Origin of the sequence: Acinetobacter sp. YH12076 (assembly GCF_013419525.1) — a bacterium.
Taxonomy (GTDB): Bacteria; Pseudomonadota; Gammaproteobacteria; order Pseudomonadales; family Moraxellaceae; genus Acinetobacter; species Acinetobacter amyesii.
The window spans coordinates 116,530-128,474 of record NZ_VOZY01000002.1 but is presented as its reverse complement, the minus strand read 5'-3'; the positions used below and the strand labels follow the sequence as shown (position 1 = coordinate 128,474).

Below are 11,945 nucleotides of genomic sequence, written 5' to 3'. Positions count from 1 at the left end.
ATCGATTTTTTTAGATATATTGATCAAGAACAGATAGAACTTTGTTTTCTATATAAATTTAAATTACAAACCTTGTTTGAGGCTGGCTTCAATAAACTTATCTAAATCACCATCAAGCACTGCACCGGTGTTTGAACTTTCTACACTAGTACGTAAGTCTTTAATACGCGAGTCATCTAAAACGTATGAACGAATTTGACTGCCCCAACCGATATCTGACTTGGTATCTTCCAACGCTTGTGCCGCATCATTACGTTTTTGCATTTCAAGTTCGTACAATTTTGCACGTAGCTGTTTCCATGCATGGTCACGGTTGGCGTGCTGTGAACGTTGGTTCTGACAAGCCACCACAATCCCTGTTGGAGCGTGAGTTAAACGTACCGCAGAGTCTGTTTTGTTAATGTGCTGACCACCCGCACCAGATGCACGATAGGTATCAGTACGTACATCAGCTGGATTGATTTCAATTTCAATATTGTCATCAATTTCAGGCGATACAAAAACCGCTGAGAATGAAGTATGGCGACGATTACCTGAGTCAAAAGGTGACTTACGGACTAAACGGTGTACGCCAGATTCTGTACGTAACCAACCATATGCATACTCACCTTCTACACGGATCGTTGCAGACTTGATCCCTGCCACATCACCATCAGACTCTTCCATCACTTCTGCTTTAAAGCCATGACGTTCAATCCAACGTAGATACATACGTAGTAACATCGATGCCCAGTCCTGTGCTTCAGTACCACCAGAACCTGCTTGGATTTCGACATAGCATGGGTTCGGGTCCATCGGATTACTGAACATACGACGGAATTCTAATTTCGCAAGTTCTGCTTCCGCTGAAGTTAACTCTGCTTGCACATCCGCAAGTAAGCTTTCTTCTTCTGCTTCAACCGCAAGATCCAACATCGCTTGCGCATCTTCTAGCTGAGTTGAAAGCCCTTCGAGCACGTTAATGACGTTTTCGAGTTCACCTTTTTCTTTTGCCATTGCTTGTGCACGGCTTTGATCATTCCAAATTGCTGGGTCTTCCAGCTCACGTAGAACCTCTTCTAAACGCTCTTTTTTCAGATCGTAGTCAAAGATACCCCCGTAATGTTTGACCACGGTCGTTTAAGTCTTTTAGCTGTAATAGATACGGATTAATTTCCACGTGAATTACTCTCAATCAAAAAATTTGGCTTAAATAGCCGTCTATTATATCACAGAGAATTTGCACAGATTCAGCCAGATTGATCATCCAAATCATTGACTTCAATGCACATAATATGAACAATACGCTCGCGTTACTATTTATTACATTTTATTTACAACAATAATGTTTCGAGGGTTTTATGAAAAAGACATTACTTGCACTAGGATTAGCTGTTATCACTTCATCAACTTTTGCTTATGATGCGCAAATTGATGGTGGTTATACATATACGGATTGGGATGATGACTATACAGATTCAGATCATTCTGTTGATGTAAAAGGTACATTGTACTTTGAGTCAGTAAAAACTGGTAATGGTCCGTTAAATGAAGCCGCATTCCTTGGGCATAATAGCAACGTCTATGCGCAATATGCTTTTAATCGCAAAGAAAGTGTTGATTACGCAATTTTTGATGGCGTTGAACTTGGTACTGAAACTGATGAACAAGATGTACATTCAATTTCGGCTGGTATCGAATACTACTATCAACAATTTTATGTAAACGGTGAAATTGGTACTTCTCGAGTTAAGTACAAAGAAAACTATAAATTCCCAAGTTGGTCAGGTTCTTATAAAGACGACTATGATGTAACAACTTATCGTGCATTAGTTGGCTTCTTACCTGTTTCTAATTTACTTTTAGCTGCTGGTGTTGACGGCGTTAAAGTTGAAGATGGTGATGACGATAACCGTTTTGCTGTTAAAGCAAAATATGTTGCGCCGTTGAACAATGGTCAATACATCAACCTTGAAGCAGACGGTGCTTTTGGTGACATTGATTCTGTTACGATTGGTGCAGACTACTACTTCGACCAAGCTTTTAGCATTGGTGCATCTTATAACATCGAAGATGATGGTGATGAAGACACGGATTACTTCGCTATTCGTTCAAAATATTTCCTTAACCCGAACCTAGCAATCGGTGGTCAAGTTGGTTTTGGTGATGACGTTCAAGCGTTCAACATCAATGCAACTTTCCGTTTCTAATTTCGTTTGAATTAGAAGTTTGCTAAAAAAGCACCTCAATTTTGAGGTGCTTTTTTCTTTTCGATGTAATATTTACTTTAAAAAAAGTCCAGTTATTGACCAAATAGTCTACAAATTCATAATATCTACACAGTTTTAATAAAACAAAACATTAATAATAATTATATATTTTTCAACATCTTAAATTATTAAAATTACATAAAATTACCGAATACACAGTTCTGCAACTTTGCAGCGATTGACCATCTCTAAAAATTCTCTAGACTAAAACTTGTAACAAAAAATGTATTAAATTTAGCCAAACAATTTAGAGGGGTAGTTTCCATGAAAAAACTCGCAATTGCTTCAGCACTTCTTTCTGCACTTGCTATTACAGGTACAGCTCATGCTTATCAAGCAGAAGTAGGCGCATCAGCTGGTTACATCGACCCAGATAATGGAAGCTCTGGCAGTGAATTTGGTGTAAACGGTACTTATTACTTCAACCCTGTTCAAACGCGTAACGCTCCTCTTGCAGAAGCTGCATTCTTAAACCGTGCAAGTAACGTAAATGCACATGCAACTTTCGCTGACCGTGGCAATGTTGACGACAATACTTATGGCGTTGGTATCGAATATTTCGTACCAAACTCAGATTTCTATGTATCTGGTGATGTAAGCCGTAATAATGTCGAAGTTGACACTCCATTCGGCACAGTAGATAACGATACAACTTATTATGCAGCTGAAGTGGGTTACCTTCCTGCACCTGGTTTCTTAGTTGCTGCCGGTCTAAAAGGTTGGGACAATGACGATGACGACGGTGTAGATCCAACACTTCGTGCAAAATATGTCACTACACTAAGCAATGGTAAAGACATCAACCTTGAAGCGGGTGCAGCATTCGGTGATCTAGATGAATTCAATCTAGCAGCGGATTACTTCATCGACAAAACATTCAGTGTTGGTGCTGACTACTACAACAATGATGTCACTGATCGTAACGAAGTAGGGATCAATGCACGTAAATTCTTCAACCAACAAGTGAGCCTTGAAGGTCGTGTTGGTTTCGGTGAAGTTGGCAACAATGACTACAATTCATTTGGTGTAGCAGCGAAATACCGCTTCTAATCCATTGAAGTCAAAACCATAAAAAAACCGCTCTTCTGAGCGGTTTTTTATTTGCCTGTAAAAATAGAATTTATTGAGCCAAGTGTAGAACTCTCAATTGAACACTGACATTTCCTCTAAATTCATTTTTATCGAGTTCGTAGACCAAGCGGATTTTATCTTGCATAGGATTAAATTCATATTTTTCTGCCGCATTAAATGCAATTGCGTCCACCATTAAGCCATTATCTAAAGCAAGTTTTAATTTCAGATGCACATCTTTCAACCAACGATAATCTAAAACTTTAAATAGGCCTTCATAGACCGGTGCAGGGAATTTTTGTCCCCATGGACTTAAATTTTGCAAAAGATCGACGGTTTCGACATTAATGGCCGAATCGGGCAATTCGCCATCTGTCCAAATAGTGGCCTGAAATAAATTTTCATCTTGCGCAGCGATGAGTGCTTCAAAAGCGGTTTTAAATTCAGAAAAATGCTGCTTTTGAATGGTTAGTCCTGCTGCGGCAGCATGTCCACCAAAATGACTCACCAAATGCGGATGTAATTCAGCAATACGCTCAATACTGTCTCGAATATGAATACCTTCGATAGAACGCGCAGAGCCTTTAATATGTACGCCATCCTCATCTGCGGCAAAGACGATTGCAGGTCTATGGAATTGTTCTTTCAAACGCCCTGCAACAATCCCAATCACCCCTTGATGCCAATGCTGTTCAAACATGATCAAGGCTGCAGGTAAGTTATCCTGATCAAGCTGAATATGTTCTAACTCAGCCAGAGCTTCCTGTTTAATCTGCCCTTCGACTTGGCGTCTTTCAATATTGAGTTGATTCAACTGCTGCGCAATCGGATAAGCCGTACTTAAATCTGCCGCAATCAGACACTCAATCCCAATATCCATAGTCTCCATACGCCCAGCTGCATTGAGTCGTGGGCCAACTACAAAGCCCAAGTCCTGTGCTTTTAACTGTGCAGGATCACGACCGGCAATATCCAATAATGCACTGATCCCTGGACGACATAATCCTTGCTGTATCCGCTTCAAACCAGCATCAATCAAAATCCGATTATTCAGATCTAGACTTGCAACATCGGCATAAGTGCCTAAGGCCACCAAGTCCAAATATTGGCTGAGGTTGGCTGTGGATTTAGCATTTTTTTTACGCATACTGGCCAAATTTGCCAACACATAAAATGCAACACCTACGCCAGCCAAGGCTTTACTTGGAAATTCACATCCCAATTGATTGGGATTTACCACCGCTTCTGCTTGTGGTGTTTCCTTTGTGGTCAGGTGATGGTCGGTAATGATCACCTGCATACCATGCGCCTGTGCCTGTGCTACACCAGCATGACTCGAAATACCATTATCGACTGTAATCAACACATCTGGGGTAAAGCTCACGAAGGCCAAATCGGCAATGGCGGGTGTCAGGCCATAACCATATTTGAAACGATCTGGAACCAGATATTCAACATCCGCGCCCATATCACGCAGTGCCAAGACCATCAATGCAGTACTAGTCGCACCATCGGCATCATAGTCGCCCACAATGACGATTTTTTTCTGTGCATCAATGGCTTGGTCGATCAACTCTATGGCTTGCTGCATGCCTTTTAAGGTCGGGGCATGTAAATGCTTAAGCTTCAATTCCAGCTCTTGTGCGGAAGAAACCCCGCGACGTGCCAATAAATCAGCAATAAACGGGGCAACGCCCTGAATATCTTCAGGGCGCGTCAAATAGGGTCTTTGTTGAATTAAAAGTTTAGACATTTATGGCATCAGTCGCTGTAAAACCCATTGACCATCCTGTAGTTTATAACTCAATCGGTCATGTAAACGATTCGGACGGCCTTGCCAAAATTCATAATAATCCGGAACTAAACGATAGCCGCCCCAAAACTCAGGTTTCTCCAAAACGTCTTTGCTTTCCACTTGATCATGCAAATTTTGGAAACGCTGTTGTAATTCTTCACGACTGGCGATAACACCACTTTGTGGAGTACTAATGTGCGCTGCGATTTGGCTGTCACGCGGTCGTTTATGGTAATAATCCGTAGATTCTTCTAGAGATATCTTTTCCACACGACCACTGACCCGAATTTGACGTTCCTGCTCTTGCCAATAAAACAATAACTCTGCATAAGGATTATTGAGCAGATCGTTACCTTTTTGACTGTCATAGTTGGTGTAGAAGTCATAACCTGAATGGGTCGCACCGCGCAACAGGACCGTCCGCACGTGCGGACGACCTTGGGCATTTGCCGTCGCCAAAGACATAGCATAGGGTTCATGCAATTGTGCTTCTAAGGCATGGTTAAACCATAATAAAAACTGCTCATGCGGATCACGGTTCACCTGATCTTCATGCAACTCACCTTTTTGATAAGTTAAACGCAGTTCACTTAAGTCCTTAATCACATCATTCATGCAATTTCCCCTCTTGATTTAAGCTGCATTGGCACGAACAGCATCGGCCAAATGATTTGCCAATGCGGTGACTTCTTCAAGGTCATTACCTTCAACCATGACACGAATGACCGGCTCTGTGCCTGATTTACGAATCAAGATGCGACCACGCCCTTTAAGCTGAGCTTCAGCTTTTTCAAACTCGCTCACCAGTGCAGGTACGGCGTAGGGATCAAACATCGCAGCCAAGCGAACATTCACCAAGACATTTGGTAATAACTCAAACCCTTCCACCAATTCATGCAAAGCTTTACCTTGCTCAACCATCACCGTTAACACCTGAAGTGAAGCAATGATCGCATCACCTGTGGTGCTCTTGTCCAAAGTCAAGATATGACCTGATGGTTCACCGCCCGTTACCCAGCCCTTTTCTTCTAGGCCTTGTAGAACATAGCGGTCACCAACTTTGGCACGAAGCAACGGCACTTTGGCTTGATCTAAAGCAATTTCAAGCGCCATATTGCTCATTACGGTACCCACGATACCCGCAGGTTTTTGACTCGCTTGAGTGGCTAAAATATAAAGAATATGGTCACCAGTAATTTGCTGACCGTTTTTATCGACCATAATCACGCGGTCGGCATCACCATCAAAAGCGATCCCTAAATCTGCCTGATGTTCAACCACTGCTTTTTGTAAAAACTCAGGATGTGTCGAACCACAGTCTTTATTGATGTTTAAACCATCCGGTTCGTTAAACAGCGCAATCACTTTTGCACCGAGTTCACGATACACCGAAGGGCCGACGCTATAGGCTGCACCATTGGCACAGTCCACCACAATTTTTAAGCCTGTCAGGTCAAAATGGTACGGGAAGGTTGATTTACAAAACTCGATATAACGACCATTGGCATCTTTTACACGCACACTTTTACCTAAGTTTGCAGGGTCTTCGATCACCAAGTCATTTTCAAGTTCTTTGTTAATGGCTTCTTGAATTTCATCCGGCAATTTTTTACCTTCGCTCGAGAAAAACTTAATACCATTGTCAAAATACGGATTATGCGACGCCGAGATCACGATGCCTAAGCTGGCATGTAATGCACGGGTTAAATGGGCAATTGCGGGTGTAGGTAATGGACCCAACAAATGAACATAAACACCTGCTGCGTTTAAACCGGCTTGTAATGCTGACTCTAAAATATAGCCCGATAATCGGGTATCTTTACCTAGTACAACGATGGGCTTTGCTTTTTTACTGTATTGTTTTAATACTTTACCTGCGGCAAATCCTAGTTTTAATGCAAATTCAGGGGTAATAGGCAATTCACCGAATTTGCCACGAATGCCATCTGTACCAAAATAACTCATGTTGTACTCACTTCTTAATGGTGATCTTAATCATCACTTTTTACTGCAAATACTTTACACCAAAAACAAAAAGGCCGTCATATTAATGACGGCCTTTTTGGCTAAAAGCTACTAAATATCAACCAACACGGTAGTTTGGTGCTTCTTTAGTAATAGTCACGTCATGTACGTGAGATTCAGACATACCTGCCGCAGTAATTTTGACAAACTGTGCATTTTTACGTAAGTCATCGATCACCGCAGAACCGGTATAACCCATAGATGAACGTAAACCACCCATCATTTGATGAACGATGTTACCCATTGGGCCTTTGTACGGTACGCGACCTTCAATACCTTCTGGTACAAGTTTTTCAGCGCCTGCTTTTGAGTCTTGGAAATAACGGTCAGCAGAACCTGTTGCACCTGCCATCGCACCCAATGAACCCATACCACGATACGCTTTGTAGTAACGACCTTGGAAGAATTCAACTTCGCCCGGTGCTTCTTCCGTACCCGCCATCAATGAACCTACCATGATGGTACTCGCGCCTGCACCAATCGCTTTTGCCATATCACCAGAGAAACGGATACCACCGTCTGCGATCAATGGAATTTGATCTTTTAGTGCATTGGCAACGCTGTCAATCGCAGAGATTTGCGGCATACCAATACCAGCCACAATACGTGTAGTACAGATTGAACCTGGGCCAATACCCACTTTCACTGCATCTGCGCCAGCATCTAATAATGCAAGTGCTGCATCACCAGTCGCGATGTTACCGCCAATCACTTGAACTTGTGGATAGTTGGCTTTTACCCAACGTACACGTTCAATTACACCTGCAGAGTGACCATGTGCTGTATCAACAACAATCGCATCAACACCCGCTTCCACCAATGCTTCTACACGGCTTGGTGTTTCTGTACCTGTACCAACTGCAGCACCAACGCGTAAACGACCTAAGTCATCTTTGCAACTGTTTGGATAGTTTTCAGCTTTACGGAAATCAGTAACCGTGATTAAACCTTTCAGTTCGTTGTTGTCATTTACAACAAGGACTTTTTCAATACGGTGTTTTTGAAGTAATGCTTGGATGTTTTCTTTTGATTCGTTTTCACGAACAGTCACCAAACGATCATGACCTGTCATGATGTTACTAACAGGTTGCTCAAGATTGGTTTCAAAACGAGTGTCACGACCAGTAACAATACCCACCACTTGACCGTCTTTCACCACTGGTACACCGCTGATGTTATTTGCTTGAGTTAAAGCAATCAGCTCACGTACAGTCGTTTCTGGTGTAACGGTAATTGGGTCTTTCACCATACCTGCTTCAAATTTTTTCACGCGGCGAACTTCTGCAGCTTGTGCAGCAATATCCATGTTTTTATGCAGGATACCGATACCACCGTTTTGCGCCATTGCAATCGCCATACGTGATTCAGTCACAGTATCCATTGCAGCAGAAACAAGTGGAATATTCAAATTGATGCCACGTGTGAAACGTGTCTTAAGAGAGACATCTTTTGGGAGAACAGTAGAATAGGCAGGGAGTAATAAGACATCATCAAAGGTTAGGGCTTCTTGAACGATGGTCAACATAACAGTCTCGCTGGTAATTTCCGTGAGCCATTATATACAAATTTCCGTTCAATTTTCATTTTAATTGCGGCAATTCTTTACGGAGTTTTCAATATTAACCATCGAATATGCTGTTTTCAGCAAGAATACTCTGGGGGTTGGTCAGCATCCAGTGCAATACAGGCAGAATCCGAAGACTCTACCTCTTAGATTTCAATAAATTTATTCTGGAAATAAAGCCTTAACTGACTTGATCGAAATCTTCGTCATTTTCAGCATCATGCAGTGGAATACTGATCAATGGAATCATTTGATGCGCGATGCGTGCTTTATTACATTGCTCATCGGCGATTTGAACTTCTTTACAAGATGAACTACGTGCCTCATACATGTTACAACTCACCTGTTTGCCTACTTCTCCACCTAAAGCAATACAACGTGGATTTGCCTGATTCGTACCCACCATACATGAATACACCGATGTCACAGGTTCCGTATAATGTTCAGGCATATTTAGCCCTTCTGCCCAATAAAAAGAAACGCGATAGTGAGCACAACATGCTCCACAGGTTAAACATGCATCCTGAGTCGGTATTTGAGACAACATTTTTATCTATTCTCGTCATCTAAAAGCTTATTTTATGGACGAAAAATATTAAAAAATGTTATCTGCAAACTCAATTATTTTTTGAAATTTTCAAGTCATTATACTGGGCAAGTAAAGACTGTTTCATCCATTAAATCGACACCACACTGCAAGGTTTCGATCCAATCTAAGAATTGATTGATCTGTTCTTTACCAATAAATGGCGTGCCGTGCTGCGGTACGATCATTTCCACATCCATCGTCCGTACCATGTTGACCCAAAGACGGATCACTTTGTTTGAACACATGTAGCGCTGATGGAAGCCTTTCATTTTAGGAATATGGGCGGCAAAATTTTCTAAAGGTTTAGAGGCATCATCCACCATAGATGCGCCCATATCCCCTGAGAATAAAATTTTGGCAATCGGGTCATAAAATTGGAAGTTACCAACTGAATGTAGGAAGTGTGCAGGAACAGCCACCAAATGACTGTTGCCTAATGGAATCACCTGACCATGATCTGGCAGTTCGATCAGACGATCCAACCAGTTGCCTTTCATGCGGTCACTCATGAATGCAGAGTTTAAATGTGGTAAGAAACGCGCCCACAGTTTAGATGCCACCACTTTGGCGTCGGTATAAACCAACCAACGTGGCATCGAAGTAATAATGTCAGGGTCCTGATGCGAGGCCATCACATAGTCAAGATTGGTCAAACGGGTATATTTATTCAGTTCCATAGTCAGTGGGACATAGGTCAAGTCACCACCCGGATCGAGCACTGCTGCGCGCTCATTATCCAAAATCAGGAACTGGTTCGCCTGTACGCCCTCGCCTTTTACCAAGCTGGTAAAGCTAATACATTTATGCTTTCCATCATCATAAAGTACCTGTGATGTTGTGCGTTCGAAAGCCATTCCCATTCCCCAAATTTTTTATCAAAAAATATATATTCTATAGGTGAATAACATATATTTATTTAGGGAAACTTACAATAAATATTCAGTCAATATTATCTGAAATATCAGTGAATTGGGTCTCATTTATTGGCAAATAATCCTGAGTTTTTAACTCAGGATTTCATGTATTTTTAATATGGTGAGATCATTATTTAAAATAAATAGTGTTGTGCCAACGCAGCCAAACCAATCACCAAGAATACCAAGGCGCCAATTTTATGAATCAGTGAAATCGGTAGTTTTTCTGCTAGTTTGTTGCCAATAAATACCGCAGGCGCATTAACCAACATGATGCCTAATGTCGTCCCCAAAGTCACCCAGCCAATACTGTCAAAGCGTGCAGCCAGTGCAACAGTGGCAATTTGGGTTTTATCTCCAATTTCAGCCAAGAAGAACAAAACGAAAGTGGCGCCGAAAACCCCATATTTTTGCCACTTATTGATACTTTCAGATTCATCATCCAATTGATCGGGGATCAACATCCACACCGCCATGGCAATAAAGCCCAGAGAAACGATCCACAATAAAACGATTGGGCTTAAAACGGTGGTAATCCATTGACCCAGCACAGCAGAAACCCCGTGGTTCACCACAGTCGCGAGGAAAATTGCAATTAAGATCGGAACGGGTTTACGAAAACGTGCAGCAAGCAGTAAGGCAAGTAATTGTGTTTTATCACCCATTTCTGACAGGGCAACAACAGCAAGGGAAATGAAGAAAGCGGTTAACATGGTGCATTTCTCTGGCTAGCAATAACATATACCGATGACTTATCCCTCCTGCTAGCCAATGTGCAGAGTGATAAATCAAAGGTCTTGCCAACAAAAGAAAGCTACGAAGAGCTCATTTGGTTCTTTGCTATGATGACCATGCTCGTTTTAGAGCAAATATGTTGACCATCACCTTTTTACTTTGCGTAAAAAGCGGCTACTCCCCAATGAAGTAATGCTATTCTAGCGAGGAATGCATGTTTTCGCAATTTTAATTTTCGATGACTCAATTTGATATGCAAAACAATAATCAAAAATTTCAAGAATTTATTCAACACTATATGCATGTGCAGGATGTATTAATCATTGCAGGTGGTCCATCTCAGCTCAATTTCGACTTAACCACCATTCAGCCCTCAAAAAAGCTGCTGATCATTTGCTGTAATCAAAGTTTTCTTCAACTTCCTCAGGCTCAAATTGCCCATCATTCAGACTATGCATGGTGGTTGCAGTATCACCCCATGCTTAATGCATCCTTTCAAGGTGACATCATTAGCGGATGTGGTTTAGGTCACAACCGTCCATATCCTGAACATGAAGTGATTAACTTCAAAACCGTGCGCATCGATACGCAAGCGGAGTTATTTCATTCACCGTACTTTGTGTATGGTAATAATTGCGGCCTTCAAGCCTATTCACTCGCACATCTCTTTCAACCGCATCGTATTTGGCTGATGGGCTATGACTTTCAACACCAACAAGGTCAAACACATGCTTATCAGCATCAACATGTGCAAGAACTGGGACATTATGAAAAGTTTTGGGGTTTATTTTTAAAAGACTTCCAACGCTTTGAACATTTACGACATAAGCTTTGGTCGACGGCGCAGCCACATCGTACGCTTCCACTCACCTATAACCTCAACGCAAACTCGGCATTAAAGCTCTACCCTTCACCCATTGAACTTCCTGATTGGCTTTGTCAGTCCACCACCACGCCATAAAAAAACCCTGCCAAAGCAGGGTTCATTTTGAAACTTAAACAG

At 41.8% G+C, this 11,945-nt stretch carries 11 protein-coding genes and 1 riboswitch; of the genes, 3 read left to right on the top strand and 8 right to left on the bottom strand.

Features of this window, described 5'->3' with window-relative positions; translation table 11 throughout:
* Positions 1-63: 63 nt before the first annotated feature.
* Positions 64-1,159, bottom strand: a protein-coding gene (prfB, locus tag FTU22_RS02120) for a peptide chain release factor 2 (protein ID WP_111884474.1) whose coding sequence is annotated in 2 segments (ribosomal slippage) — positions 64-1,086 and positions 1,088-1,159 — 1,095 coding nt in all. Because the reading frame shifts where the segments join, the coding sequence is not laid out codon by codon here.
* Between the two features lie 181 nt (positions 1,160-1,340).
* Between prfB and FTU22_RS02115 the strand changes: the two genes are divergently transcribed.
* Both FTU22_RS02115 and FTU22_RS02110 read left to right on the top strand, forming a co-directional pair.
* The gene (locus FTU22_RS02115) at positions 1,341-2,189 is read left to right on the top strand and encodes a porin (protein ID WP_180092737.1); all 849 of its coding nucleotides are present in this window, start codon (positions 1,341-1,343) and stop codon (positions 2,187-2,189) included.
* Positions 2,190-2,513: 324 nt separating this feature from the next.
* Positions 2,514-3,299, top strand: a complete 786-nt coding sequence (locus FTU22_RS02110) for a putative porin (RefSeq protein ID WP_180041702.1) — start codon at positions 2,514-2,516, stop codon at positions 3,297-3,299.
* 70 nt (positions 3,300-3,369) lie between these two features.
* Here the strand turns inward: FTU22_RS02110 and recJ are convergent, their stop codons facing one another.
* The 7 genes from recJ to FTU22_RS02075 form a co-directional block, all read right to left on the bottom strand.
* Positions 3,370-5,073: a single-stranded-DNA-specific exonuclease RecJ gene (gene recJ / locus FTU22_RS02105; protein WP_180092735.1), complete on the bottom strand. Its 1,704-nt coding sequence runs from the start codon at positions 5,071-5,073 to the stop codon at positions 3,370-3,372.
* On the bottom strand, positions 5,074-5,730 hold the full coding sequence (gene pdxH, locus FTU22_RS02100; RefSeq protein ID WP_180092732.1) for a pyridoxamine 5'-phosphate oxidase: 657 nt from the start codon (positions 5,728-5,730) through the stop codon (positions 5,074-5,076). It abuts the gene before it with no gap.
* Positions 5,731-5,748: 18 nt separating this feature from the next.
* Positions 5,749-7,080 carry a phosphoglucosamine mutase gene (glmM, locus tag FTU22_RS02095; RefSeq protein WP_111884469.1) on the bottom strand — a complete coding sequence of 444 codons (1,332 nt, stop codon included), beginning with the start codon at positions 7,078-7,080 and terminating at the stop codon, positions 5,749-5,751.
* Between the two features lie 118 nt (positions 7,081-7,198).
* Entirely contained in the window at positions 7,199-8,665 is a 1,467-nt protein-coding gene (gene guaB / locus FTU22_RS02090; RefSeq protein WP_180092729.1) for an IMP dehydrogenase, read from the bottom strand.
* Positions 8,666-8,885: 220 nt separating this feature from the next.
* Positions 8,886-9,251 (bottom strand): YkgJ family cysteine cluster protein, encoded by a 366-nt coding sequence (locus FTU22_RS02085; RefSeq protein ID WP_078193208.1) that lies wholly within the window; start codon positions 9,249-9,251, stop codon positions 8,886-8,888.
* A 98-nt stretch (positions 9,252-9,349) separates the two neighbouring features.
* A complete protein-coding gene (locus FTU22_RS02080) occupies positions 9,350-10,147 on the bottom strand; it encodes an MBL fold metallo-hydrolase (RefSeq protein WP_078190564.1) in 798 nt (265 codons plus the stop codon).
* A 194-nt stretch (positions 10,148-10,341) separates the two neighbouring features.
* Positions 10,342-10,920, bottom strand: coding sequence for a TMEM165/GDT1 family protein (locus tag FTU22_RS02075; RefSeq protein ID WP_078193209.1), 579 nt, complete (start codon positions 10,918-10,920; stop codon positions 10,342-10,344).
* 74 nt (positions 10,921-10,994) lie between these two features.
* Positions 10,995-11,137: riboswitch (yybP-ykoY riboswitch) on the bottom strand.
* 58 nt (positions 11,138-11,195) lie between these two features.
* On the opposite strand from FTU22_RS02075, the gene FTU22_RS02070 reads away from it, so the two are divergent.
* A complete protein-coding gene (locus FTU22_RS02070; protein ID WP_180092727.1) occupies positions 11,196-11,903 on the top strand; it encodes a methyltransferase type 11 in 708 nt (235 codons plus the stop codon).
* Positions 11,904-11,945: the final 42 nt, after the last annotated feature.

Coding starts and splice junctions, on each gene's coding strand:
- FTU22_RS02115 (WP_180092737.1), top strand. CDS start 1,341: ATGAAAAAGACATTACTTGCACTAGGATTAGCTGTTATCACTTCATCA.
- FTU22_RS02110 (WP_180041702.1), top strand. CDS start 2,514: ATGAAAAAACTCGCAATTGCTTCAGCACTTCTTTCTGCACTTGCTATT.
- recJ (WP_180092735.1), bottom strand. CDS start 5,073: ATGTCTAAACTTTTAATTCAACAAAGACCCTATTTGACGCGCCCTGAA.
- pdxH (WP_180092732.1), bottom strand. CDS start 5,730: ATGAATGATGTGATTAAGGACTTAAGTGAACTGCGTTTAACTTATCAA.
- glmM (WP_111884469.1), bottom strand. CDS start 7,080: ATGAGTTATTTTGGTACAGATGGCATTCGTGGCAAATTCGGTGAATTG.
- guaB (WP_180092729.1), bottom strand. CDS start 8,665: ATGTTGACCATCGTTCAAGAAGCCCTAACCTTTGATGATGTCTTATTA.
- FTU22_RS02085 (WP_078193208.1), bottom strand. CDS start 9,251: ATGTTGTCTCAAATACCGACTCAGGATGCATGTTTAACCTGTGGAGCA.
- FTU22_RS02080 (WP_078190564.1), bottom strand. CDS start 10,147: ATGGCTTTCGAACGCACAACATCACAGGTACTTTATGATGATGGAAAG.
- FTU22_RS02075 (WP_078193209.1), bottom strand. CDS start 10,920: ATGTTAACCGCTTTCTTCATTTCCCTTGCTGTTGTTGCCCTGTCAGAA.
- FTU22_RS02070 (WP_180092727.1), top strand. CDS start 11,196: ATGCAAAACAATAATCAAAAATTTCAAGAATTTATTCAACACTATATG.